Annotated in this window: 24 protein-coding genes; 6 read left to right on the forward strand and 18 right to left on the reverse strand. The window is 47.4% G+C overall.

Annotated elements, in window-relative coordinates:
• Window positions 1–290 precede the first annotated feature (290 nt).
• Window positions 291–1,895: a cation:proton antiporter family protein gene (locus AMJAP_RS09025; protein WP_026340186.1), complete on the forward strand. Its 1,605-nt coding sequence runs from the start codon at window positions 291–293 to the stop codon at window positions 1,893–1,895.
• 21 nt (window positions 1,896–1,916) lie between these two features.
• Here the strand turns inward: AMJAP_RS09025 and AMJAP_RS09030 are convergent, their stop codons facing one another.
• Complete coding sequence (locus AMJAP_RS09030; protein ID WP_019622355.1) at window positions 1,917–2,273, reverse strand: VOC family protein; 357 nt, start codon at window positions 2,271–2,273, stop codon at window positions 1,917–1,919.
• A gap of 98 nt (window positions 2,274–2,371) precedes the next feature.
• Entirely contained in the window at window positions 2,372–3,289 is a 918-nt protein-coding gene (locus tag AMJAP_RS09035) for a LysR family transcriptional regulator (protein ID WP_019622354.1), read from the reverse strand.
• A gap of 160 nt (window positions 3,290–3,449) precedes the next feature.
• Between AMJAP_RS09035 and AMJAP_RS09040 the strand changes: the two genes are divergently transcribed.
• The 3 genes from AMJAP_RS09040 (at window position 3,450) to AMJAP_RS09050 (ending at window position 5,485) form a co-directional block, all read left to right on the forward strand.
• Entirely contained in the window at window positions 3,450–4,490 is a 1,041-nt protein-coding gene (locus tag AMJAP_RS09040; protein ID WP_019622353.1) for a zinc-binding alcohol dehydrogenase family protein, read from the forward strand.
• A 59-nt stretch (window positions 4,491–4,549) separates the two neighbouring features.
• The gene (locus AMJAP_RS09045; RefSeq protein ID WP_019622352.1) at window positions 4,550–4,843 is read left to right on the forward strand and encodes a putative quinol monooxygenase; all 294 of its coding nucleotides are present in this window, start codon (window positions 4,550–4,552) and stop codon (window positions 4,841–4,843) included.
• Window positions 4,844–4,939: 96 nt separating this feature from the next.
• Window positions 4,940–5,485, forward strand: a complete 546-nt coding sequence (locus tag AMJAP_RS09050) for a thioredoxin family protein (protein ID WP_019622351.1) — start codon at window positions 4,940–4,942, stop codon at window positions 5,483–5,485.
• A gap of 183 nt (window positions 5,486–5,668) precedes the next feature.
• Here AMJAP_RS09050 and prpF read toward each other — a convergent pair whose 3' ends face one another.
• From prpF to AMJAP_RS09080, 6 genes are all read right to left on the reverse strand, one after another.
• Complete coding sequence (gene prpF / locus AMJAP_RS09055) at window positions 5,669–6,850, reverse strand: 2-methylaconitate cis-trans isomerase PrpF (RefSeq protein ID WP_019622350.1); 1,182 nt, start codon at window positions 6,848–6,850, stop codon at window positions 5,669–5,671.
• Window positions 6,851–7,054: 204 nt separating this feature from the next.
• Entirely contained in the window at window positions 7,055–9,664 is a 2,610-nt protein-coding gene (gene acnD, locus AMJAP_RS09060) for a Fe/S-dependent 2-methylisocitrate dehydratase AcnD (protein ID WP_019622349.1), read from the reverse strand.
• 73 nt (window positions 9,665–9,737) lie between these two features.
• Window positions 9,738–10,868 (reverse strand): bifunctional 2-methylcitrate synthase/citrate synthase, encoded by a 1,131-nt coding sequence (gene prpC / locus AMJAP_RS09065; RefSeq protein ID WP_019622348.1) that lies wholly within the window; start codon window positions 10,866–10,868, stop codon window positions 9,738–9,740.
• Between the two features lie 123 nt (window positions 10,869–10,991).
• Window positions 10,992–11,882 (reverse strand): methylisocitrate lyase, encoded by an 891-nt coding sequence (prpB, locus tag AMJAP_RS09070; RefSeq protein WP_019622347.1) that lies wholly within the window; start codon window positions 11,880–11,882, stop codon window positions 10,992–10,994.
• A 3-nt stretch (window positions 11,883–11,885) separates the two neighbouring features.
• Window positions 11,886–12,590 carry a GntR family transcriptional regulator gene (locus AMJAP_RS09075; RefSeq protein ID WP_019622346.1) on the reverse strand — a complete coding sequence of 235 codons (705 nt, stop codon included), beginning with the start codon at window positions 12,588–12,590 and terminating at the stop codon, window positions 11,886–11,888.
• Window positions 12,591–12,783: 193 nt separating this feature from the next.
• Window positions 12,784–13,647, reverse strand: coding sequence for an alpha/beta fold hydrolase (locus tag AMJAP_RS09080; protein ID WP_019622345.1), 864 nt, complete (start codon window positions 13,645–13,647; stop codon window positions 12,784–12,786).
• Between the two features lie 240 nt (window positions 13,648–13,887).
• On the opposite strand from AMJAP_RS09080, the gene pabB reads away from it, so the two are divergent.
• Entirely contained in the window at window positions 13,888–15,291 is a 1,404-nt protein-coding gene (pabB, locus tag AMJAP_RS09085) for an aminodeoxychorismate synthase component I (RefSeq protein ID WP_019622344.1), read from the forward strand.
• 162 nt (window positions 15,292–15,453) lie between these two features.
• On the opposite strand, the gene AMJAP_RS09090 is transcribed toward pabB, so the two are convergent.
• From AMJAP_RS09090 to AMJAP_RS09120, 8 genes are all read right to left on the reverse strand, one after another.
• On the reverse strand, window positions 15,454–15,858 hold the full coding sequence (locus AMJAP_RS09090) for a lipocalin-like domain-containing protein (protein WP_019622343.1): 405 nt from the start codon (window positions 15,856–15,858) through the stop codon (window positions 15,454–15,456).
• A 155-nt stretch (window positions 15,859–16,013) separates the two neighbouring features.
• Window positions 16,014–16,472, reverse strand: coding sequence for a hypothetical protein (locus tag AMJAP_RS09095; RefSeq protein WP_019622342.1), 459 nt, complete (start codon window positions 16,470–16,472; stop codon window positions 16,014–16,016).
• Window positions 16,473–17,443: 971 nt separating this feature from the next.
• The gene (locus AMJAP_RS17865; protein ID WP_376787808.1) at window positions 17,444–17,590 is read right to left on the reverse strand and encodes a DUF2199 domain-containing protein; all 147 of its coding nucleotides are present in this window, start codon (window positions 17,588–17,590) and stop codon (window positions 17,444–17,446) included.
• Window positions 17,526–17,936, reverse strand: coding sequence for a DUF2199 domain-containing protein (locus AMJAP_RS09100; RefSeq protein WP_201356364.1), 411 nt, complete (start codon window positions 17,934–17,936; stop codon window positions 17,526–17,528). Before AMJAP_RS09100 ends, AMJAP_RS17865 begins: the two co-directional genes overlap by 65 nt.
• Before the next feature lie 85 nt (window positions 17,937–18,021).
• Window positions 18,022–18,294 (reverse strand): hypothetical protein, encoded by a 273-nt coding sequence (locus tag AMJAP_RS09105; protein ID WP_019622339.1) that lies wholly within the window; start codon window positions 18,292–18,294, stop codon window positions 18,022–18,024.
• A 115-nt stretch (window positions 18,295–18,409) separates the two neighbouring features.
• Window positions 18,410–18,751 carry a hypothetical protein gene (locus AMJAP_RS09110; RefSeq protein WP_019622338.1) on the reverse strand — a complete coding sequence of 114 codons (342 nt, stop codon included), beginning with the start codon at window positions 18,749–18,751 and terminating at the stop codon, window positions 18,410–18,412.
• A gap of 74 nt (window positions 18,752–18,825) precedes the next feature.
• Window positions 18,826–19,269, reverse strand: coding sequence for a DUF2846 domain-containing protein (locus tag AMJAP_RS09115; RefSeq protein ID WP_169336965.1), 444 nt, complete (start codon window positions 19,267–19,269; stop codon window positions 18,826–18,828).
• Between the two features lie 477 nt (window positions 19,270–19,746).
• On the reverse strand, window positions 19,747–20,217 hold the full coding sequence (locus AMJAP_RS09120) for a tRNA-uridine aminocarboxypropyltransferase (RefSeq protein WP_019622336.1): 471 nt from the start codon (window positions 20,215–20,217) through the stop codon (window positions 19,747–19,749).
• Between the two features lie 542 nt (window positions 20,218–20,759).
• On the opposite strand from AMJAP_RS09120, the gene AMJAP_RS09125 reads away from it, so the two are divergent.
• Window positions 20,760–23,519: an EAL domain-containing protein gene (locus tag AMJAP_RS09125; RefSeq protein WP_019622335.1), complete on the forward strand. Its 2,760-nt coding sequence runs from the start codon at window positions 20,760–20,762 to the stop codon at window positions 23,517–23,519.
• Window positions 23,520–23,620: 101 nt separating this feature from the next.
• Here AMJAP_RS09125 and AMJAP_RS09130 read toward each other — a convergent pair whose 3' ends face one another.
• Window positions 23,621–23,926: an AzlD family protein gene (locus tag AMJAP_RS09130; protein WP_019622334.1), complete on the reverse strand. Its 306-nt coding sequence runs from the start codon at window positions 23,924–23,926 to the stop codon at window positions 23,621–23,623.
• A complete protein-coding gene (locus AMJAP_RS09135) occupies window positions 23,919–24,635 on the reverse strand; it encodes an AzlC family ABC transporter permease (RefSeq protein ID WP_019622333.1) in 717 nt (238 codons plus the stop codon). Before AMJAP_RS09135 ends, AMJAP_RS09130 begins: the two co-directional genes overlap by 8 nt.
• Window positions 24,636–24,642 lie beyond the last annotated feature (7 nt).

The following is a 24,642-nucleotide window of genomic DNA, read 5'->3' on the forward strand; positions in this document are numbered from 1 at the left end:
ACCAAGCATTGCAGCGGACGAGCCCCTTAACGCAGTGTTATTTCTGCCAGCGCCCCCTTCCCCCTATTTGTAGATACTTTCTATAGCCAGACTTAACTGCAAATACTACATGGCAGGTAAAAGCCCAAACCACCCCCTATACGCTAATTTCACGCTTTTCTAGCAAGCGACGCAGTCGCGTCTCGCCACGAGTAAGCGCGAAGCGCGTCCTAGCTACTGATTACCTATAAGTGTTAGCATAGCGCCCATATCTACAAATAAACCTTTGAAATAACAGCCACTTATTTATTATGGACTTTATCTGGATTCTGTTTGCTTATCTGTGCGGCCTGTCTGTAAGAATGACAGGAATGCCACCTCTCATCGGTTTTTTGCTAGCCGGGTTTCTCCTTCATTTCCTTGGCGTTGAACCCAGCGCCAGTCTGGAAACCCTCGCCGACCTTGGCATTACTCTGATGCTTTTCACTATCGGCCTTAAACTCCATATTGATGACCTGCTTCGACGCGAAGTATGGGCCAGCACACTCACCCATATGACGGTATGGATTGTTCTGTTTGGCTCTTTCGCATTACTGATGGGCGCTATAGCAGTGCCCTATTACACTGAGATCGATCTCACTACCGCCGCCCTGATCGGCTTTGCTCTGAGTTTCAGTAGTACCGTATGTATCGTAAAACTGCTGGAAGAAAATGGTGAGATGCAAACCCGGCATGGACAGGTGGCCATCGGCGTTCTGGTTATGCAGGATATCGTCGCTGTGCTTTTCCTGGTAGTAGCGACCGGAAAGCTGCCCTCGCTTTGGGCGTTGCTGCTGTTCGGCCTTATCTTTGCCCGACCTCTGCTATACAAGCTACTGGATAAAGCCGGTCACGGTGAGATGCTCCCGCTAACGGGTTTTTTCTTTGCCTTAGGGGGTTATGAGCTTTTCCAGCTGGTCGGCGTCAAAGGCGACCTGGGCGCACTGGTATTTGGTATTCTGTTAAGCCAGCACGCTAAAGCTACCGAGCTGACCAAGTCTCTTCTCAGTTTCAAGGATCTGTTCCTGATCGGTTTTTTCCTGTCTATTGGCTTTACCGCACTACCTACCTGGTCAATGCTAGCAACCGCCAGCCTGATCACATTACTGATTGGTATTAAATTCATCCTGTTTTTTGCCCTGTTTACCCGTCTCAAACTGCGCAGCCGTACCGCTTACCTTGCATCATTAGCGCTAAGTAACTTCAGTGAGTTTGGCCTCATTGTTGCTGCGCTGAGTGTCGATTCAGGTTGGCTCAGCCGTGAATGGCTGGTGATTCTTGCATTAGCAGTCTCACTCTCATTTATTCTAACCAGCATTTTATATCCGGCGGCTCACCGGTTCTATATGCTGCACAAAGACCGTCTGAAACGATATGAAAGCAGTGAGCGCCTGAAAACGGACATCGTTCAGCAGCTACCGGATGCAGAAGTATTGGTAATAGGCATGGGCCGTGTTGGTAAAGGCGCCTATAAATCACTACAGAATATGCTGGATTACCGTGTTGCGGGCCTGGACTCCGACCGTTTTCGTACCTCTGATCTACAGGAGAAAGGTATGAACATCTGTTTTGGCGATGGAGAAGATGCCGATTTCTGGGAAAGTTTCGACACTTCTGACATTAAGCTGATACTGCTAGCCCTCCCCTCAATTCAGGACAGCCGGAATATCACCGTGCAATTACTTAATGCAGGCTATGAAGGCCGTATCGCAGCCATTGCTCGCTACGAAGATGACCGCAAAAAGCTGCTGGATACCGGTATCCATAAGGTATTTAATTTCTATAAAGAAGCCGGTACCGGCTTTGCTGAAGACAGTTTACAGCTGATTGCACAAGAGTATCCGCCCGAAGTATTAGGCCAGAAGAAGTCAAAATAACGCTGCATAATGCCGGACTAATCAGGTACCTGACCACACCGCAAACTCATTACCGCCAGGCTCTGTAAAGTGAAACCGTCTTCCTCCGGGAAAATCAAATACATCTTTGCAGATCTTACCGCCATTAATTTCGACTTTTAACAGCGTTGATTCAAGATCATGGCTGTAGAACACCAGCAGTGCACTCCCCAGTTCCTGGCTGGCTACCCGATCTGAAGAAAAAAAGCCGCCTTCTAGCCCCTGAAAATCAAATGCGGTGTATTCCGGGCCATAGTCGGTAAAGTTCCACTCAAATGTCGCTGCAAAGAAAGCCTTAGAGCCTTCCAGATTAGTGGAGCCAAACTCCACATAATTCAGTTTCTCATGCTGATGATCCATAGGGACAATCTCCAGTGATTTGCATAAGCAGTATAACTAATATCCTTCTGACCCGGCGTCGCTTAACTAATATTTTATGGCAGAGCTAACAAATGTAATTAGCCCGGCATTAATTGCTCTGTAACCTCTAATACCTCTGCACACTTCACTCGCAATAGATCTCTAAGCATCAATACAGCAGGGGTTACCTGTTTTCGGCTATGACAGATTAGCCAGATACCAAGAGGCTCGGTCTCATACTCAGTTAATAACCTTACAACCCGGCCAGCTTTCAAATCAGAACTAATATCTAATATCGATTTATAACCTATACCTTTCCCAGCCACTACCCAGCGTCGAACAATATCAGCATCATTACACTCCCTATCACCCGAGACCTGTACTTTCTGTCGCACCCCGCTTTTTATGAACTCCCATTGATTGTAAGCACGGCTATTAATCAGGTAACTCATACAGTTATGCTGAAGCAGGTCTTCAGGCTGATCAGGAGTGCCGCAACGAGACAGATACTCGGGAGAGGCAAATACCACCCGCTTCACGGTGGCGATCTGAAACGCCACCATAGACGAATCTTCAGGCTCGCCGTAGCGCAGCGCAACATCGACACGATCAAGATAAAAATCTGACAGGCTATCCCCTACACTCAGCTGCAAAGTTAATTCAGGATGATCATCCATCACATCGTTCAACCAGGGTAATACAATATTCCGCCCCAGATCTGATGACACAGAGAACCGTAGTTCACCTGCAATTTTACCCCGCATCGAATTAAGTGAAGCTTTACCCTCGTCGATCGCTGCCAGTGCCTGACGGCAATAGAGCAGAAAGCGCTCGCCTTCTGACGTGATACGAAGCTGTCGGGTTGAGCGGATAAAGAGCTGTGAATCCAGCTGTTTTTCTAAGCGCTTCAAAGCAGCGCTGGCCGCAGCGGGCGTCATATCCAACTGCTTTGCAGAGGCAGTAATACTGCCGCTATCCGCGATTCGGACAAACAGAGAAAGATCTGAAATATTCATTGCTAGAGACACTCATTAACAAAGCCACTAAATATGAAGCTTATTAAATACCAAAAGAACTTATTATCAAATAAATATTGAAAGTAATTACATCTTTAGCCTGTTTTTAGTTTAGGCAGTATTCGACACAATGCCTCTATCAAAACACAGGAGACAGATCATGAAAGCAATTGGATACCTTAACTCTCTCGAAATAACACAACAGAATTCACTGGTTGATATTGAATTGCCGGTACCTACACCCACAGGTCGGGACATATTGGTTAAGGTCGAAGCCATTTCCGTAAACCCTGTCGATACCAAGATTCGCGCTAACGTTGCACCGGAAGATGAACAATACAAAATATTGGGCTGGGATGTCGTCGGTGAAGTTGTTGATGCCGGCGATCAAAGTCAGTTTTATAAAAAAGGCGATAAGGTTTGGTATGCTGGCGATCTGACCCGCCCCGGTGCAAATTCAGAATACCACCTGGTTGATGAACGCATCGTAGGGCGAAAGCCCTCCTCTATCGCTAACGCTGAAGCCGCAGCCTTTCCTCTCACCGCGATTACTGCCTGGGAGCTACTGTTTGATCGTCTGGGACTGCAACAAAACACAACCATGCAGCCGGATAACCAGTCGAATAAACCTAAAGAGCGCATATTAGTGATTGGGGCTGCCGGTGGCGTAGGGTCAATTTTAGTTCAACTGGCAGCACAACTAACCAACGCCACAGTGATCGGTACCGCCTCCCGACCTGAAAGCCGCCAATGGGTAACCGACCTTGGGGCAGATCATGTTATTGATCACCGCCTGCCTTTAAGTCAGGAACTCAAACGCATCGGTATAGATCAGGTATCGCATGTGATATCCCTCAACGCTACCGACCAGCACTTCGACGAGATTGTTGAAAGCCTGGAACCCCAGGGGAAAATCGCACTGATTGACGACCCGCAAACGCCACTCGATATTATGAAGCTGAAAGTTAAAGCGATCTCGCTGCACTGGGAGTTTATGTATACCCGCTCGATGTTTAACACCCATGACATTGAGAAACAGCACGAACTGCTTAACAGCGTTGCAGATCTGATTGATGCCGGAAAGATAAAAACAACACTGGGTGAAAATTATGGCCGAATCAACGCCGATAATTTGAAGCGAGCCCATGCAACCTTAGAAAATGGCCAGACCATCGGAAAGATAGTGCTGGAAGGATTCTAAGCTGCGCTTCAGAGTCAGCATTAATAACGTTAACCAAGCACCCATAAATGAGGCAAACCATGACAACACAGCTAACCATCGTTGCCCGCATCGAAGCAAAGCCAGAGCACACAGAGCGGGTCAGGTCAGCATTAATAAAGCTGCTTGAGCCCACCCGTAACGAAGATGCCTGTATCAATTACGACCTGCATCAGGATATTAATAACCCCTCACTGTTTCTCTTATATGAGAACTGGAAATCTCGTGAGCTCTGGCTCGCGCACATGGAAACTCAGCATATCAAAGCCTATGCTGCAGCTACAGAGGGTGCAGTAGACAACTTCACCGTCAACGAAATGTCTATAACAGGCTGATAGAACTTATCATTACAGCGCGGATATCAGCGCGCGCTGTAATGATAAGCACCCTTTTCGCTGTCAGAATTTAGCTTATTACAGGAAAACATAAGCATGCTCCTGGATACTCCAATCTGTGACTTTGGCTGGAAGGCCCCCGACTTCAGGTTACAAGACCCTTACGGTGAAAGCTTTGCGATGCGAGATCACCTCGGCGATAAAGGACTACTAATCCTTTTTATCTGCAATCATTGTCCCTATGTGCAGCGTATTGCGCAGCGGCTATCGGAAGACTCTCGCACACTGATGGCAGAAGGTATCAATGTCCTGGCGATTATGTCGAACGATTACCACCTCGTTGAGGCGGACTCTCCGGAAAACATGAAGCAATTTTCTAAATCACACGACTTTCCTTTTCCCTATCTGGTCGATGAAGACCAATCTGTGGGAAAACAGTACGGTGCCGTCTGTACGCCTGACTTTTTTGGTTTTAACCACCGGGGAGAATTACAGTATCGAGGCAGGCTTGATGATGCGCGTATGGGTGATGCATCTGAGCGAATACCTGAACTCCTGAATGCAATGCGTCAGATAGCAGAGACAGGTCGAGGACCTGAGACTCAAACAGCAAGCATGGGATGTTCAATAAAATGGGCATAAATTTGATGATAAAAAAAGGCCCCATACTTTCATATGGGGCCTAAGGTGTGAAGTGAAACGTCCAGCCCTTGATAGGGAGGGATGAACGCCTGACTGCCACTTCGACATCGGTAGTCCCCGGGCAGGCAATGAAGCTGCCCGGAAGCTAATAATTCAGAATGAGTTGCGTATGCTTAAGCGTGGTTAAAATGTATCCCCTGGAATGCGCACGAAGCCTTCCATCAGAACACGCGCGCTTCGACTCATAACAGCTTTGGTCGCCGTCCAGTCACCATTGGCTTTCTTCTCGGCCGCAGCACCTACTTTCAGAGTGCCTGAAGGATGACCGAAGGTTGCTGAATCGCGGTCACCGCCACCAGCGGCCAGATTAACCAACGTGCCAGGTGCAGCCGCTGCGGTTGCAATCGCGACCGAAGCGGTACCCATCATGGCGTGATGCAGCTTACCCATAGACAGGGCGCGGACGCACAGATCGATATCAGATTCGTTGATCTGCTTACCACTTGAAGCGACATAGGAAGTCGCTGGGGCAACAAAAGCGACCTTAGGGGTATGCTGACGCGCAGCAGCCTCTGAGATATCGCTGATCAGGCCCATCTTGACTGCGCCATAGGCACGGATAGTCTCGAACCGTTCAAGGGCAGCAGCATCAGAGTTAATATCCTTCTGCAGCTCAGTTCCGGTGTAACCGATATCTTCCGCATTAAGAAAGATAGTCGGGATACCCGCATTAATCATGGTTGCCTTGAAGGTACCTACTCCCGGCACCTCAAGATCATCGACCAGATTCCCCGTTGGGAACATGGAGCCTTCGCCATCAGCCGGATCCATAAACTCAATCACAACTTCAGCCGCAGGGAACGTAACACCATCCAGCTCAAAATCACCGGTTTCCTGAACTTCACCGTTAGTAATCGGCACATGGGCGATAATGGTTTTCTTAATATTCTTCTGCCAGATACGAACGGTGCAGATACCATTGTCAGGAATGCGCTCAGGATCTACCAGACCATTGGTAATCGCAAAGGCACCCACAGCACCCGTCAGGTTACCGCAGTTGCCAGACCAGTCGACAAACGCCTTGTCGATCGCTACCTGACCAAACAGGTAATCAACATCGTGATCTGGCTGTTCACTCTTATCCAGCGTAACGGTCTTACTGGTACTAGAAGTCGCACCACCCATACCATCGATCTGCTGGCCATATGGATCAGGACTTCCGATCACCCGCATCAGAATTTTATCGCGTGCTTCACCCGGCTGCTGGGCCGCTTCAGGAAAATCCTGACGACGGAAAAATACACCCTTACTGGTACCGCCACGCATGTAGGTCGCGGGAATTTTAATCTGAGGAACAAAAGCCATAATATTTAATCCTGTATCGCTGAGCAGCTTTTAGCTACTCTTTTGGTTCAGAAAAACCTTAATAAAATCATCTATCTAGATGAATATATTAAGAACTCTCATTAACTTGCTTTAATTAAAAAAGATTCCAATGTACGCCACCGCTCTTAGTGCCAGCCTGCAGGCTGACACTAAGGACTTCCGACGGCGTACACCGGAAATCTATTATGCGTTCGCTTCCAGGAAGTCCTGAGCAAAGCGCTGCAGTACACCACCGGCGCCGTACACATGAACCTCTTCAGCAGTATCCAGACGACAGGTCACTGGGATCTCAACAACTTCACCATTACGGCGAGTCATCACAACCGTCAGATCACTACGCGGACTGATATCACCAATCACATCGTAGGTTTCAGTTCCGTCAATCGCATAGGTATTGCGGTTATCACCGGCTTTAAACTCCAGTGGCAACACGCCCATGCCTACCAGGTTGGTACGGTGAATACGCTCGAAGCCTTCAGCAACAATCGTTTCAACACCCGCAAGACGTACGCCTTTAGCAGCCCAGTCGCGGGAAGAACCCTGACCGTAATCTGCACCGGCAATGATGATCAGCGGTTGCTTACGATCCATGTAGGTCTCAATTGCTTCCCACATACGGCTTTCAGTACCTTCTGGCTCAATACGCGCCAGAGAGCCCTGCTTCACTTCACCGCTGGCATCACGACACATCTCGTTAAGCAGCTTAGGGTTAGCGAAGGTTGCACGCTGTGCAGTCAGGTGATCACCACGGTGAGTTGCGTAAGAGTTGTAGTCCTCTTCCGGCAAGCCCATCTTGGCACAGTATTCACCGGCCGCACTGGACGCCTGAATCGCATTAGAAGGCGACAGGTGATCCGTAGTAATGTTGTCACCCAGCACTGCCAGAGGCACCATACCCTTCATGGTACGCTCCCCTGCCAACGCGCCTTCCCAATAGGGAGGACGACGAATGTAGGTGGTCTGTGGACGCCAGTCGTATAGAGGGCTTGGCGATTTAGCTACATCACCGAGGTCAAACATCGGGATATAAACCTGATTAAACTGTTCAGGCTTAACTGCCTTAGCAACAATTGAATCGATCTCTTCATCACTTGGCCAGATATCTTTCAACGTCACTGCGTTACCGTCTTTATCGGTACCCAACGCATCTTTTTCGATATCAAAACGCATAGTACCGGCAATCGCATAGGCCACAACCAGTGGTGGTGACGCCAGGAACGCTTGCTTGGCGTGCGGATGGATACGTCCATCGAAGTTACGGTTACCCGACAATACTGCGGTCGAGTAAAGGTCACGGTCGATGATCTCTTGCTGAATCTTAGGATCCAGCGCACCACTCATACCGTTACAGGTAGTACAGGCATAACCAACGATACCGAAGCCCAGCTGTTCCATCTCTGACAACAGATTCGCTTCTTCAAGGTACAACTTGGCAACCTTAGAACCGGGAGCAAAAGAGGTCTTAACCCAAGGCTTACGTACCAGCCCCAGCTCGTTAGCTTTCTTAGCAACCAGGCCAGCAGCAACAACGTTGCGCGGGTTGGATGTGTTAGTACAGCTGGTAATAGCAGCGATAATCACAGCACCATCAGGCATCAGGCCATCGGCCTCTTCTGCTTTAGCGGCAGCCAGCAAGTCATCACTCGCAATACCACGCTCATTCAACGCAGTGGTTGGCAGACGACGATGCGGATTTGATGGACCTGCCATGTTGCGGACAACAGTCGACAGATCGAATTCCAGCACTCGGCCATACTCAGCTTCAACCAGATCATCTGCCCAAAGGCCAGTTTCTTTAGCGTACTGCTCAACCAGTGCTACCTGGTCAGGCTCACGACCGGTCAACTTCAGGTAATCGATTGTCTGCTCATCGATATAGAACATACCAGCAGACGCACCAAACTCAGGCGTCATGTTAGAGATAGTGGCACGGTCACCGATAGTCAGTGCTTTAGCGCCTTCACCGAAGAACTCAAGGTATGATGAAACGACTTTCTCATTACGCAGGAATTCGGTAATCGCAAGTACCATATCGGTAGCGGTAATACCTGGCTGACGCTTGCCAACCAGCTTAACGCCGATGATGTCCGGTAGGCGCATCATTGAAGGACGACCCAGCATGACGGTTTCAGCTTCCAGACCACCGACACCAATGGCGATAACACCCAGTGCATCAACGTGTGGCGTGTGGCTATCGGTACCAACACAGGTATCCGGGTAAGCAACACCATCACGCGCCTGGATCACCGGAGACATCTTCTCCAGGTTGATCTGGTGCATGATGCCGTTACCCGCAGGAATCACATCAACGTTATCAAATGCGGTTTTACACCACTCGATAAAGTGGAATCGGTCATCGTTACGACGATCTTCAATATCACGGTTTTTCTGGAAGGCATCCGCATCAAAACCCGGCGCTTCTACTGCCAGCGAGTGGTCAACGATCAACTGGGTAGGTACAACCGGATTTACTTTAGCCGGATCACCGCCCTGGTCAGCAATCGCATCACGCAGACCGGCAAGGTCTACCAGTGCTGTCTGGCCAAGTATATCGTGGCACACAACCCGCGCCGGATACCATGGAAAATCAAGATCTTGCTTGCGTTCTATCAGCTGCTTCAATGAGTCAGTCAGAGCCGATGGCTCACAACGACGTACAAGCTGCTCCGCCAGTACACGTGACGTGTAAGGCAATGTAGCGTAGGCACCAGGCTTAATCGCTTCGACAGCCGCACGGGTGTCGAAGTAATCCAGGCCGGTACCGGCTAAGGATTTACGGTATTCAGTGTTCATATAACACCTGTATGAGTAATTATTGTCTTCAGCAAGAAGGGGCATAACCCCTTCCCTGTCTAGCTAAACGCGACTATGGGCGATCAGCAATATCGATCCATTCAGCGGACTCTGGACCAGAGTAATCAGCAGATGGACGGATGATACGGTTATTAGCACGCTGCTCCATCACATGAGCTGTCCAGCCTGCGGCCCGAGAGCAAACAAAGATTGGCGTAAACAGCTCAGTCGGAATACCCATGAAGTTGTAAGCAGAAGCGTGGAAGAAGTCCGCGTTACAGAACAGTTTCTTTTCACGCCACATAACAGCTTCTACACGCTCAGAAACAGCGTATAGGTATTCATCGCCGACCTGGGCAGACAACTTCTCAGACCACTCTTTGATAATCGCATTACGCGGATCAGATTCGCGGTAGATAGCATGGCCAAAGCCCATGATCTTATCTTTACGTGCCAGCATACCCATGATTTCTGCTTCAGCTTCATCAGCTGAACGCCAGTTCTCAATCATCGCCATCGCCGCTTCGTTAGCGCCACCGTGCAGTGGGCCACGCAAAGAACCGATTGCTGCAGTAACACAGCTATGGATATCAGACAGAGTCGATGCACAAACACGCGCAGTAAAGGTTGAAGCGTTGAACTCATGCTCTGCATACAGAATCAGAGACGCATGCATTACATCAACATGCAGAGGCTCTGGCTTCTTATCATGCAGCGTCCAGAGGAACTGTTCACCGATAGAATCCGCATCAGTTTCAACGTTAATACGCTTACCGTTGTGGCTGAAGTTGTACCAGTAGTTAATCATTCCCGGGAACACAGCCAGCATACGATCTATGTGATCATGCTGTTCAGAAAAATCTGCTTCAGTTTCCAGGTTACCCAGCATTGAACAACCGGTCCGCATCACATCCATCGGATGAGCGTCCGCAGGAATCTGCTCAAGAACTGTTTTCAGCGCGTCAGGTAAAGAACGCATACCTTTCAGGCGGGCTTTATAAGCAGTCAGCTCGCCCTGGTTTGGCAATTTTCCGTACAGCAGCAGATACGCAACTTCTTCAAACTGTGCTTTATCAGCCAGTTCTTTAATGTCGTAGCCACGGTAAGTAAGACCTGCACCGGTCTGACCTACTGTACAAAGTGCAGTCTCACCTGCGGACTGTCCACGCAAGCCAGCGCCGCTTAATTTCTTAGCTTCAGCCATCCTATCTCTCCTCTATCTCTGCTTTCGGGCTTAATAATAATGCTTACCCGTTACAGTATTTTTTGCTGTAATTCTGTATATATTCCCGCTGAACAGATCAGCGGGAGATAGCTCTGCGGCTAATTACTTGTTCTTGCCTTCTTCGAACAACGCATCCAATTTCTGCTCGAAATCGTGGTAGTTCAAGAAATCATATAGATCCATACGTGTCTGCATGGTATCGACAACAGCTTTCTGATCGCCATCGCGTAACAGCGCTTCGTAAACATTCAATGCAGCCAGGTTCGCAGCACGGAACGCTGACAGCGGGTACAACACCATAGTTGCGCCGTTTTCAGCCAGCTCTTCTACGTTGAACAGTGGCGTAGCGCCGAACTCAGTGATGTTCGCCAGCAGGTGTGAACCGTTGATACCGTCAGAAAACGCTTTGTAATCATCCAGCGTGTGTACAGCCTCAGCGAAGATGCCGTCAGCACCCGCTTCAAGACATGCCTGCGCACGTTCAACTGCAGAGTTCAGACCTTCCATCTGGAACGCATCGGTACGCGCGATTACAAAGAAGTCATCATCAGTCTTAGCATCAACCGCTGCTTTAACACGATCAACCATCTCTTCCAGAGTAACGATCTCTTTGTTAGGACGGTGACCACAACGCTTTTGCGCTACCTGATCTTCAATATGGCAACCTGCAGCGCCATACTTAGTCATCTCTTTAACGGTACGGGAGATGTTAAAAGCACCACCCCAACCGGTATCGATATCAACAATAAGAGGGGTTTCAACAGCACTCGTGATACGGGCAACATCAGCCAGTACATCGTTCATAGACGTCATGCCCAGATCTGGCAGACCGTATGAATGGTTAGCAACACCACCACCTGAAAGGTAGATCGCTTTGTGGCCTACACGCTCAGCCATCATGGCGTGATATGCGTTAGTTGTACCAACAATCTGTAGTGGATTTGCTTCTTCTAGTGCTTTGCGGAAACGGCCGCCTGCGGTCAGTTTGCTCATGGGTTACTCCCTCTCTTCTTTGTTCTTTGGATTCAGACTTTCTTCAATATTACGACGGGCCCGACCTATATGGCGGCGCATCAACATTTCCGCCAGTTCGCCATCCCTTTCTTCAATCGCATCAAGTATGCGATGGTGTTCCTTCAGGGCGCGCTGTGGACGTGATTTAGAAACGCTGAATTGATAACGGTACATGCGTACCAGGTGATAAAGTTCGCCACCCAGCAACTCGAACAGTTTTGTGTTCTTGCTGGATTGAACAATGCGGTAGTGGAAATCCAGATCGCCCTCTTTCTGGAAGTAGGCACGTCCGTCAATTTCCTCAATATTCTTTTCATGCTGATAAAGCAGCTGCCGTAAGCTATCAATCTCGGCTGTCGACATATTTTCAGCGGCCAGACGACACGCCATGCCTTCAAGTGCTTCACGAATACGGTAAATCTCAACCAGCTCTTCCGGGCTCAGTGATACAACGCGGGCACCTACATGTGGAATCCGGACTACCAGTCGAAGACCTTCAAGGTGACGAATAGCTTCACGAAGCGGCCCCCGGCTAATACCGTAAGTGCGCGCCAGCTCGGGCTCACTGATCTTCTGACCCGGGGGAATATCACCCCGCACAATCGCTGTTACCAGTTGCTCACAGACTTTGTCTGCAAGGGTACGTAATTCACTGGTGCTTTCTGTTATTTCTATGATCTCTGCCATTACAACCTTCTCTCTGGATTGTCGACAATCTGAATCTTGAACTAACAATACAGCCCAATAAGACCAGCGTCAACTCGACTAAAGGCAAAAACTGTCAACATACTACAAAAGTATAGGGGTTTGCCCTGATCAGTACTACTGTTATAAAAAAGCCCCGTTATCCGGGGCTTTCAGTCTAGACGATTATCATAAATCAGGCGAGGAAGCGCAGCAACTCAGCCTCCATAACACGGGAGATCTGACGCGGTTTCTGAAATGGCAACGAATGATCAGTGCCCGGCACCATGAAGTAATGCCAGTTGGGCAGGCGCTCAGCGAGGTCTCGCTGATACTGGTGCATCAGATCAATGCTGTGGCCGCCGATAAAACTGGTCACATCACCCTGAGCGGCCACCAATGCTTCCCGATCGATACTATTAATCGCTTCAGTCACGCAGTTAAGCGCATTAGCAAAGCCTAACGGCCGCTCGCCCAAACGCTGGATTGTCAACAACTCGGCTTGAGGAGCAACTTTTCGGTTCGGCGATATCGTATCCAGAAAAGCTTTAATTCCAGTTTCAGCCTGATTACCCTTCAACTGTTCGGCTGCGGTACTAAACTGTTGGCGCAGACTGACGGTTGATTCCCAGCTCGGACGATCCAGCACGGCTGCCTCCATCAGGTACTGCTTCTTGACCCGATCGTGATAGCGTTGCTTATAAAGCAATGAAACCATCCCGCCCATGGAATAGCCGGCCAGATCAAAGTGCCACCAACCCAGGTGGTCCACCAGCGATCCTATATCATTGACCAACTCATTCACGGTAAACGGATGTTCTTCGCCGTCAGGATAACGCGTATTACCGGTACCCCGCTGATCAGGAATCAGAATTTCATCCCACTGTGTCAGCATCATGGCAATCGCTGACCAGGTGTCCTCTCCGGCCACCCCCGCACCATGTAACAGTACAAGACGGCGAGGAGCCCCCTCACCGGCTTTCTTATAAAGCTGATAACTAACCTGCTGATCAGAAAGGTTAAGCTGGTGCTGAGTAATCTTATATGGGTGCTTCATCATGAATTAGGCGTTCTAGTCAGGTTGCGAATTAAAACATCGATATTATCCTGTTGTGCGTGAGAATTCCCCCTCCCACACTGACTAAAAGAGAAATATCAGCGTTCCACCTCGCTTTAAGTCTAATGGCTCGCTACAATCCATTTTTGAGCCATCCTGTATATCGTTTTTTGTAGTTACATCAGGCAGGCAACCTCTAACGGCCTATCTTATCTAAGCAAGGCAAGTATTAAGGGTTATCGGGTGTATAGACTTTTCCCACTCCCATATCTGGCACACAGCACTCTCTATTTCGAACGCATCCGTCATCTGCCTGCGCCGGTCTATCTCGACAGCGGAAAACCAGCGGGGCGTTATGGCCGCTACGACATCATTGCCGCTAATCCCACTGTTAAACTGAGTTACAGCGATAAGCTCACCCGCATTACCCGTGACACCGGTGAAGAGAAACTGAGCGGAAACCCATTCACGCACCTGCAAGCGGTGTTTGAACAGTATCAGCAACGCTCTCCTGCGCCTAAAGAGCCAGCAATAAAAGCACTGCCATTCTGTGGTGGTCTGCTGGGTTACTTCTCCTATGACTTAGGCCGCTGTCTTGAAGCCCTGCCTGATGAGACCCTGTGCGATATTGATCTGCCTGACATGCAGGTAGGTATCTACAGCTGGGCTGTCGTGGTTGATCACCTGAAACAACAAACCGTCCTTGTGACCTCTCCCCTGGTCGACGAAACAGACGCTCAGCACTATCTAGCGCTGCTTCAATCTCCCCCGGCAAAAGGGAATGATGACTTCACGCTCAAATCACGCTTCAAGAGCAATATGTCTGAGTCAGAGTATTACCATTCGCTCAGCCGTATCAGCGACTACATTCAGGGTGGCGATTGCTACCAGGTTAACTTTTCACAGCGTTTTACGGCAGAGTGCCAGGGAGACCCCTGGAGCGCGTACAAACAATTGCGTGAACACGCCCCGACACCCTATTCCGCCTTCATCGAAACCGAATCAGGTGCAATACTGTCGCACTCACCCGAACAGTTTCTTGAAGTCGATAAAGGGCGCGTTACCACTAAACCGATCAAAGGCACCCTGCCCCGGGGAGCCAACCCGGCAGAAGACGCACAGCTAAAACTTGCACTCCATGACAGTGAAAAAGATCGCTCTGAAAACCTGATGATAGTCGACCTGATGCGTAATGATGTCAGTAAAGCCTGCGAGCATGGCAGCGTCAGAGTACCTAAACTGTTTGCTGTAGAATCCTACGCCAATGTTCATCACCTGGTCAGCACCATCACCGGTAAGCTTTCCAGCGACCAGAACCCACTCAGTCTTCTCGAGCACAGTTTTCCCGGTGGCTCTATCACCGGCGCGCCCAAGATTCGCGCGATGGAGATCATTGAAGAACTGGAACCCCACCGCCGCTCCATCTATTGCGGCTCGATCGGCTACCTGAGTTTCTCAGGCAAACTGGACACCAGCATCACCATCCGCACGCTGATCTGCCAGAACGATAAGATTCACTGCTGGGCTGGTGGCGGCATCGTCGCTGACTCCATCACAGCAGATGAATATCAGGAAACTTATAACAAGGTGAACAACTTGTTACATGGGCTGGAAAAGACGATGAAAGACAATAAAAGCAGTAGCTAGACCGCCGCTTCGCGGCTAGCTAGTTGTTAAACGCGACTGCGTCGCTTGCTATAAAAAACACTGATTCAGTGGAGATAATAAATTGAGGGGGCAAGAAACAGATATGCCCTCTTTTCCTCTGCTTTTCTAGATTGTTAAAAGCGGCTTAAGCAGAGACAGTATTTATGAGAACCGTTTCCAGATAAGCTTTGTTTCATAAACATTCCCTGAGGGGGATGTTTCAGGTGCTGTAGAAAGTTCGAGTTCATTTTCATTGATGAATCGAATACTGCGAACAAAAGTCGTCCCTATCTTTGACGGCGCAGAACAAAATTCAACAAAGTGATGTATTTCATCCCCCTTTACTTCCCATTGGCCAGCATAGGAAAAGAACAAGTCGGCTTGTTTTGATGCGTTTACACCCTCTTTTTTCCAGCATGGGTCCATTAGAAATGCAGACATACGCCCATCATTCGTATATTGAATCTGGCCTGACGGCGGATCGCCAAATGTTTTAGATGCGATACCGTTCCGAGATTGAACCGAAGAAAACAGTGACCACGCACCGACTAATTTATTTTCATTCATAGCTTTACTCAAACATTTGTTGTTGATTCAAACATAAGGGGCAAGACTTATAACGCCGAGTTAACGGGCTGGAAAACCGCGCAGCGGTTTGGAAGTCCAAGCCTGCTTGCTGGCTGAAGTTGAACGCCTTGTTATGAGCGTGTTCAAACACCTTGCTACTCTTTAAATTTCTTAATTAGAAGTTCGACTGGCATATTGCCCACTGCTGGAATTATTTCATTATAAGCATGCCATGTTGTAGTTGGAGAGTCTGTATCACTCATAAACAGTAATATTGATGCAGACCGGTTCTCATCATTGCTCAGAGGGTAATAGTTCGCTTTAGGATAAAGTTGGCCGACTTTGAGGTCGGTGGAGGCGCTTGAAGGCTTAGTGTAGATATTAGAAATTGATGCCAATCTAACATTATCTTCACCCTCAGAGAATCTAACTACGATGATTGCAGATGAGGCCTTTATTTTTCCTTCTTCGGTAAGGCTATTCCATATTTCAAGTTTTTTATTTATATCGGCAAGGTCATTACTGAAATAGTTTAAACCAACATATCCCGCAATGAATATTGCTGTAATAAAGCCTATCCCAAAGATAAGCCCTTTCAGGAGAGTCTTAATCATTATTTACCTCGAAGCTCATAACGCCTAGCCTAGTGGTGAGGAGCGCAGCGACGATCCACTACAGCGACTTGTTAAATGTTTGCCTGCTAATTGCCACATAGAGATTGGCTTATCTTTTTAGTGGCGGCCTCAATTTCTTTATCGAAAATAGTACTACTTGAACCACTGAATGGAAAAGCCAAGATATACGACTTTTCTTTGGTTAATCCATCGATCGAAGTGAATGCCTCAACCGTTGCGTACTTTCCATGCCAAGAATAAGTTGAAGCCACAGGAGTAATACAGTCACCTCGTTGGTATTTAGGCGAGCTATCTTTTGCCCACGTAACTACCGATAGCTGGAGCAATATCCCTATGATTAGCAATTTACTCACCGAACTCTCCATGACATTTAACGCCCAAAGCAGCGGCGCGCGTTAGCGCGTCCAGCCCAAAGGGCGATGCTGCCTTTGCTTGTTAAGCATTTAGCCGCTGACTGATTTATAAAGTATGTCACCATACCCCCAAACAACTGTACCCAAAACGATTAGTACTACATTACTCACGTTTGCAATTTTTTCGACTGGCTCAATATAAGTGTCAGATATTTCCTGTTCTGCCTCAAGGCGATACGGTGACTGCTTATGGACAATGCTACATTGTTGCACCCACTTGTGATGCCTCTTGATTCTATTTAGAAGCCACAACTCTGAAAGCGCCGCAGTTATAGCAACAAGGGAGCCGGACCGAGAAAACCAGTTCGTAGTATTAATTAATTCCAGAACATTTAACTGCCAAGATACGACCAGCAGAAAAATACAGATACACCATGTAAGTATGCACTTGTTTCTAATTTCTTTGGGAAAAGCTAATTCCAATGCTCAGTGTTCCTTTGATGCTTAACGCCGCGTTAACGGGACGGAAAACTGCGCAGCAGTTTGGAGTTCCAGGCCAGCTTGCTGGCCGAAGTTGAACGCCTTGTTAGCAGTTGGTTAGTGCTGCAAAACTTGATGAACGATTTCATGAACACGCTCCATTGTAATGCCCGACTGCTGCTCTTTTGATAAAGGGTGGTCAGATGGCTCCAGAGAAACTAGTGGGACTTGCCCAACAGGCTGAGATTGAACACTGGTTTTCAGTGTGCATAGTTTCTGGGTAGCAGGGGAGATTAGTCATTAACCACCCAAAATATGCTTCGCAGTTTTCCCTTCCTTCTGACTCCCAATGCTCGCTCATATGGTCAAAACTCTGCTCGCTTAATGAAACCCAAACCGACCATATAAAGGGTTCATCTGCTCCAGCAACTGGAAGCTCTATGTGACCTCGAACAAAAAAGTGCTCACCATCAACGATACACTGATCAGAGTTTTCTTCGACTCGCACCGAAAGCTCTTCAGGGGCAACCATAAGAGTTGCAGGAGAACCGCTGCCAAAGCACATGGGTACAGGGCCTAGATCGCAGTTACATACTTTACATTTGCTCATAATTTAATACTGCTAACGTCGCAATAAAATGCAAGCGTTAGCGAGTCCAGCCCACGTCTTTTGTGGGCGATTTTTCATTGCCTTGTTATGTGTTTTCATTACTGCGTACTTTGTTATAAACCACAGGTACAAATAAGGAGGCTATTGATATGATAAAGCCTACACTCATGCCCCATAAACCAACTGGGTGAAACACTCCGAGAGATAATAAAGCGACCCATGAAGCAACCAAAATAGCCAAAGTGAAAACCGCTATTTTGATCCTGCTACTTTTGTCGCCAGCTCCACCGCGAGACCAGAGCACAAGAATGACTGAGGCTAAAGCACTCAAAATAAACAGTGGTATTCCTGCACTCATAATTATCTACATGACCTCATGACACATAACGCAAAGCTAAGGGGCAAGCTGCGCAGCAGCTTGTCCCGTGAAGGCCGTATGCGGCCGGAACGTACTTGAGCAATTTGTTAGGTGGCTATGCATCAGAATCATCACTGAAATCGGCAGAACCGTAAACAATAGGGCGCCCTCTTAAGGCACTTTGCAGCAAGCACATGTTACAGACTGCGTATAAAAAGCAACCTGCAGAAATAAGTGGCAACAATAAAAACTCAACCCATGAATTTGACGAGAAAATTGTGTAATGCCATGAAGCAAAGCCGATAAAACATATTAGGGTGGTAACCAAACCATATTCTAAGAAAATGCAAAATAACATGCCAAATATGGATAGATAATATGTATCTGAGTCTGCTTCAGCAAAGAGAAAGTATAAAAATGAAGCCAGCCCTAAAATTGATAGCACCACAGCTTTCATATACAGACACCTAACGCCTCAATAAATGGCGCGCAAAGCGCGTCCAAGCGAAGCGATTTAATTGACTTGTTATATTAAGACCGTTCATCAAACATTGTCTTAGTAACTGGTCTAAGAGAAGAGCTATCTGACATGACAAAAGCTACGCCAGTATGGTACATACTCGTTAAATTCTTAGAGTATCTGAAGTAGTAAGTTTTACCTGACTCGAACTCCCCTTGTAAATTTCCGCTCTCACGGCCAGGTGCAAATACCACGGATTCTCTTGAAGTAAGGGTGTGACTCCCAGGCTCGACAATGAATCGTACAAACTGCCCTGTACCGAGTTTGTCGACCAACTTACCATCTACGAAGAAAAAAGGTTTTTCAGGGTTCATAGAATGATAAGCAACATCTGTTCGATATATATAAACAACAGATGCGTTGCTTTCATTTAACGTCGATGAAGGAACATATGGACTTGTTGATGCGCAACCAGATAATAAAAGAATAATTAATGTAGAGATTAGTAATTTCATTTCCACTCCTTGGTAATATAACATTTTAATACTACGCCGGCGCATATGCATGCCGAGCTAAAGTCACAAAAGGAATGATAACTATCAGATCTTAGAGAGGAAATTATGAACATTGCGATCTCCTTTAAGACAAAAACGAGAATGCGCATATGCATTCTTTACCCGGCATGCTATCTCACCAGCGTTTTTTACCTATCCCTTTGTATTTCTATCGTTTTGCAAAACTTACTCAGCAGCAAAACGAGCCTTTATCTAACGATAAAACGAGCATAACTGCTGGAAGAGACAAAATATACTGTAAATACAAACAGTTTTCTTTCAGCGTACTTAACTTAAACGGTTGCTGATAAAGCGATTAAAACGGCTCCTTCAAGCCACCAGCAAGTCACGCTTTTTTGTGACGTTCGAGCAACGATCAATAGCCTTTAAAGACTAAAGGGATCATAGCCCTTTAATTACTCACCCCTTTGCAAAGATTTATTTACTTGTATCAGCGACAAACTCTATCAGCTTTAACTGTAATTCATCCGCCGTCTCTGCAAAGCCCTTTGCTTTATGCAGCTCGATAACACTTTCAGCCGTACATAAACAATTAGGGCGTTGGTTACGTCTTAGCTTATATATTGATTCAATGGATGTTTCGATTTTTACTTTAGGAAGGTCTTTAAGATACGGACTTTTATTGTATATTTTTTGTGCTTCTTGCCACGTACCGTCTATGACAATATAACTTTCAAAATCACATTCCGCAGAGACGGCTTTGCTATCATCAGTTGGATAAAGCAATGCAACTTTACCTTTTTCTATTGCTTCCATTATTCCAGAATCTGGATTTTTCCTTTCCCAGATAACAACGCTTGCGTTTTCTCCCAGCACGTCAGCAACCAAAGATCCTGTATTGGTCTTTTTAGACACCTCTCGCTGGTGAGTTAAGAGAACTATATTCATATATTTAGGGGGAATTACCTTCCAATTATTGATTTAACGCCGTAAATCACGGCGAAGAGCACACAGTGCCACAATCCGCGGCTTTGCCTTTTTTAGCTATGCCTCAAACTGTTTAATGATTGAGTTACATTTGAATAATACAAATTCGGCTGCAGCTTTGTCGATTTCTTCACCGTGAGGCCTGTTTTCTGGCCTCTTATCCACCCTAGCCTACGGACAAATGCTTTTTCGAACAACGAGCTACGACTTTTAATCTTTCTCTAGCAAGTGGCGAAGCCACGCCTGACCACTCGCAACTTACGCGTAAACCCCACTCGCTGACGGTACTTGATAATTATCATTGTTTTAATTGTGGGTATAATGAATACTCGCTTTTTGACTCATTTGACCTGTCAGTATCAGTGTACAGAATCCGACAACAGTAGAGCTGTGAAACATCCTTCACCCTCTTGCGCTCAGGCCTTAGCCGCCGGTCATTCGAGAAAAAGCACGGAAGTAGATGATCATTTGTTAGAGTACGGAATTCTAAGGATAACAGCGGTTTGATCAATTCGGTTTTTTTGGTTCTATCCCAGAATGCAGCATTGCTAATAGCAATGCTGTTTATCTATGACTTTATCTCTCGCCAGTGGGATACAGAAAACCAGCGCCTCAGAGACCTGGTCACAGGCGTCATTGCTGGCTTGGTAGTCACCATCATCATGTTGACATCATGGCAATACGAAGAGGGTATCATCTTTGATGCCCGCTCTGTCTTACTGGGTGTCTCAGGCCTCTGTCTTGGTGTAATACCCACGTTTATTGCTATATTGATGGCCGTCGTCGTCAGAATCTTTTTAGCCGGAGACGGTGTTATTCCAGGTATCGGCATTATTGTTTCGTCAGGAATTATTGGCGTGCTCTGGCGTACATACCGACTTCCGAAAGGCTTAGTAAAACTCTCACTTACAGAACTGTGGTGCTTTGGCTTCGCTCTTCAGTTCGCATATTTTGCTTCAGTATTTTTATTCCCTCTCGACAAGGCGTTACAGATTTTTGAGCTTATCCTCTTACCGGTTTTAATCCTGTATCCACTCGCAACAATGATGCTCAGTTATCTGTTTATAGATCGTTTAAAGCAAGCACAGCTGTCCAAAGCATTGGTTCTCAGCGAAGAGCGCACGAAGGGACTTTACTATCATGCCCCTGCGGCTATTTGGGAGGAGGACTGGTCAGCAGTGAGTAACGCTCTGAAAAATATCCAGCGCGACCACCCTGCTGTTTCTATATCCGAATACTTTAAACAGCATCGAGACCAGGCCTGGGAGCTGGTTAGCTCAATTAAAATAGTCGGCGTAAATGACGCGGCGCTAAAACTCTCAGGTGCTGCATCGAAAGACCAGCTGACCGATGGTATAACTCAATTTTTTGATCAGTCCACCATTGAGCAGTTTATTGACGTCATTGAGACCTTTGCTCAGGGCGAGCAGGTCAAAGAGTGCGAATCCATTTTTGTCGATTTGAACGGTGAGCGACGATGGATTGAAGTTCGTCATGCCCTTATGCCTGGCTATGAAGATTCGATGGGCATTGTGTTAATTACCACGCTGGACATTACCAGCCTAAAGCAAAAAGAAGATGCATTGCGACTCTCCTCTTCCGTATATGAGAATAGTCAGGAAGCGATGAGTGTAACGGATGAGTCGGGCACTATATTGAGCGTCAACGCGGCTTTTTCAACAATCACAGGCTACTCTCAAGAGGAAGTACTGGGAAAAACCCACAGTATTTTGAAATCCGGCAAACATGACAAACGCTTCCATCAAAAGATGTGGCATGAAATTATTACGACAGGACGTTGGGAAGGTGAGATATCAAATCGGCGTAAAAATGGTGAGATATACGCCGAATGGCTATCAGTTAACACTATTTGCGATGAGAACAACCAACCCTATCGGCGCATCGCGCTCTTCAGTGATATCTCACAGCGTAAAGCGTCTGAAAGCTTGATAGAACGACAAGCAAATTTTGATAATCTTACCGGCCTGCCTAACCGGCGCATGTTTATTGAGCATTTGAATCGCCAAATAGATCTTGCTCTCATACTAGAAGATCCAATCCAGCTGTTACTGATCGATTTAGATCGCTTGACTGACATTAATGACAGCCTCGGATACCTTGTGGGTGATGAACTGATAAAACAATCCGCGGTAAAAATTCAAGATTGCCTGCAGGCTCCCCATTTGGTGGCACGTATTGCGGGGGATGTATTTGCGGTTATTCTGCCCGGCGAAGAGCGTCAGGATGAAATAGATCGTATTGTAGAATGCATTCAGGCAGCACTGGCAACCGCATGCGAAATCGACAATCATAATATCTATCTGACCAGCAGCATCGGCATCGCCGCTTTCCCGACCCATGCCTCTACTTCTGAAGTATTGATTCAATGCTCTAATCTGGCGCTGGAGAACGCAAAACAACAAGGCCGTAATCAACGCAGTCATTACGTACCGCTAATGAAGCAATCCACGCAATATAAGTATGCAGTGAGCACCGACTTGAGAAAGGCACTGGCCTCCGATCAGTTTCGTCTCTTCTATCAGCCGATCATTGATTTAAAAACACAGAATGTACATAAAGCCGAGGCATTGATCCGTTGGTACCACCCAGTGCAGGGGATCATCAGCCCGGCTGACTTCATTCCTGTGGCAGAAGCGACGGGAGCGATTATTGAGATAGGTAACTGGGTATTTACTGAGGCCGTAAAACAGGTCGAGTCCTGGCGCGAAACGATTGCCTCTGACTTTCAAATAAGCATCAACAAGTCACCGATTCAATTCAAGAGTGAGGACGTTCATCTATCAAACTGGTTTGACTATTTAGCCCAACACGGGCTATCGGGCGAGGCCATTGTGGTTGAGATGACCGAAGGATTATTGATGGATTCAGGCCCTGTTGTCGCGAGTAAATTGTTTGCCATGAGTGATGCAGGCATGCAGATTGCCCTGGACGACTTTGGTACCGGTTACTCCTCACTTTCGTATATCAAAAAATACGACGTGGATTACCTCAAAATTGATCAAGCCTTTGTCAGCAACTTAACCGCTGAGAGTGATGATTCCGCCATCTGTGAGTCAGTTATCGCCATGGCGCATAAACTCGGCATCAAAGTGATTGCCGAAGGGATTGAAACTAAAGAGCAATTGGAATTGCTGACTCAGTGGGGCTGTGACTATGGTCAGGGTTATTACTTCTGTAAACCGATACCTGCCGATCAGTTTGAGCAGAAATATGCAGGTTTAAAAGCTGATCAGGACTACTAAGACGCCAACACGGGCTCGCACAATCACTTAATACAGCCCAGACTCTCCCCTGACCTATCCTCCTTCTCGGCCTTCTCTTCGGGACCGGCTAATTTAAAAAATCATATCTGCCGATACAGCGCCGCTGCAAGTATGCCCAAAGCAATCGCTGGCAGTGGTTTTTTAATCAGCAATATAGTGATTGCTGTGGTCAATAACGCTAACCGAGCGCCGTTATCACCGCTCAGCGCCAATGGCGCAAGCAGTGCTATCAGAACAGAGCCGGACATGGCGCTAATAAACTGTTTTACTCTGTAGCTAATGGGTACGTATGACATTACATAAACACCACCCCAGCGGGTTATCAATGTCACAATCGCCATCACCAGCACGATGATCAGGACACCGAAGCCAGTCGTTTCAACCATCACTGCTCTTCCCCATCCATACGGCGCCTAAAATCCCCCCCGCTAAAGCGCCAATAACCACATGGCTGTTGGCTGGCAGGTACCAGTATGCCAGCAGCGATGCGACCGCAGCGACTATCCAGATGATGATAATGCGCAGATTTTTTTCACCCCCCAATACCATCGCCAACAGAAAGCAGCCCATGACCATATCCAGTCCCAGACTGACCGGGTCCTGAATGGCGCTGCCAAAATAGATACCCAGCCATGTACCCAGTATCCAAAAAAGCCAGATCGCAATACCGCCCCCGAATAAAAGCCCCATAGCAGGCTCTATGCGATTGAAGGCTTGCATCGACATCGCCCAGTTAGCATCTGTGACAAACAACATCACACCATAACGTTTTACCGGAGGAAGATGACATAACCAGGGATACAAGGTAGCACCCATCAACAAGTGCCGGGCATTGATGGCGAATACCGTCATAGCCAGGGGAATAATAGCTATCTGTGCTCCCCAGAGTTCCAGCGCAGCAAATTGTGACGCCCCAGCAAAGACAAATGCACTCATCGCAATGATTGAAGGATTATCCAGACCGACCTGAGTCGCAGCCAACCCAAAAGCCAGCCCGAACACCGCAACAAAAAGAGAAATCGGCACCAACTGTTTAAAGCCAGCCCATATATTCTGGTGATTTAATTCATGCAAATTCGCATCAGAATCTGACAAATACTAC

The sequence above is a fragment of the Amphritea japonica ATCC BAA-1530 genome (genome assembly GCF_016592435.1).
Lineage (GTDB): Bacteria > Pseudomonadota > Gammaproteobacteria > Pseudomonadales > Balneatricaceae > Amphritea > Amphritea japonica.

Bases quoted from the DNA above. Each gene is read 5' to 3' on its own strand.
- AMJAP_RS09025 (WP_026340186.1), top strand. From the start codon at position 291: ATGGACTTTATCTGGATTCTGTTTGCTTATCTGTGCGGCCTGTCTGTA.
- AMJAP_RS09050 (WP_019622351.1), top strand. From the start codon at position 4,940: ATGCTCCTGGATACTCCAATCTGTGACTTTGGCTGGAAGGCCCCCGAC.
- AMJAP_RS09110 (WP_019622338.1), bottom strand. From the start codon at position 18,751: ATGAAAGCTGTGGTGCTATCAATTTTAGGGCTGGCTTCATTTTTATAC.
- prpF (WP_019622350.1), bottom strand. From the start codon at position 6,850: ATGGCTTTTGTTCCTCAGATTAAAATTCCCGCGACCTACATGCGTGGC.
- prpB (WP_019622347.1), bottom strand. From the start codon at position 11,882: ATGAGCAAACTGACCGCAGGCGGCCGTTTCCGCAAAGCACTAGAAGAA.
- AMJAP_RS09115 (WP_169336965.1), bottom strand. From the start codon at position 19,269: ATGAAATTACTAATCTCTACATTAATTATTCTTTTATTATCTGGTTGC.
- AMJAP_RS09045 (WP_019622352.1), top strand. From the start codon at position 4,550: ATGACAACACAGCTAACCATCGTTGCCCGCATCGAAGCAAAGCCAGAG.
- AMJAP_RS09130 (WP_019622334.1), bottom strand. From the start codon at position 23,926: ATGGTTGAAACGACTGGCTTCGGTGTCCTGATCATCGTGCTGGTGATG.
- AMJAP_RS09030 (WP_019622355.1), bottom strand. From the start codon at position 2,273: ATGGATCATCAGCATGAGAAACTGAATTATGTGGAGTTTGGCTCCACT.
- AMJAP_RS09040 (WP_019622353.1), top strand. From the start codon at position 3,450: ATGAAAGCAATTGGATACCTTAACTCTCTCGAAATAACACAACAGAAT.
- AMJAP_RS09080 (WP_019622345.1), bottom strand. From the start codon at position 13,647: ATGATGAAGCACCCATATAAGATTACTCAGCACCAGCTTAACCTTTCT.
- AMJAP_RS09035 (WP_019622354.1), bottom strand. From the start codon at position 3,289: ATGAATATTTCAGATCTTTCTCTGTTTGTCCGAATCGCGGATAGCGGC.
- AMJAP_RS09100 (WP_201356364.1), bottom strand. From the start codon at position 17,936: ATGAGCAAATGTAAAGTATGTAACTGCGATCTAGGCCCTGTACCCATG.
- AMJAP_RS09095 (WP_019622342.1), bottom strand. From the start codon at position 16,472: ATGATTAAGACTCTCCTGAAAGGGCTTATCTTTGGGATAGGCTTTATT.
- AMJAP_RS09120 (WP_019622336.1), bottom strand. From the start codon at position 20,217: ATGAATATAGTTCTCTTAACTCACCAGCGAGAGGTGTCTAAAAAGACC.
- acnD (WP_019622349.1), bottom strand. From the start codon at position 9,664: ATGAACACTGAATACCGTAAATCCTTAGCCGGTACCGGCCTGGATTAC.
- AMJAP_RS09090 (WP_019622343.1), bottom strand. From the start codon at position 15,858: ATGAATGAAAATAAATTAGTCGGTGCGTGGTCACTGTTTTCTTCGGTT.
- prpC (WP_019622348.1), bottom strand. From the start codon at position 10,868: ATGGCTGAAGCTAAGAAATTAAGCGGCGCTGGCTTGCGTGGACAGTCC.
- AMJAP_RS09075 (WP_019622346.1), bottom strand. From the start codon at position 12,590: ATGGCAGAGATCATAGAAATAACAGAAAGCACCAGTGAATTACGTACC.
- AMJAP_RS09105 (WP_019622339.1), bottom strand. From the start codon at position 18,294: ATGAGTGCAGGAATACCACTGTTTATTTTGAGTGCTTTAGCCTCAGTC.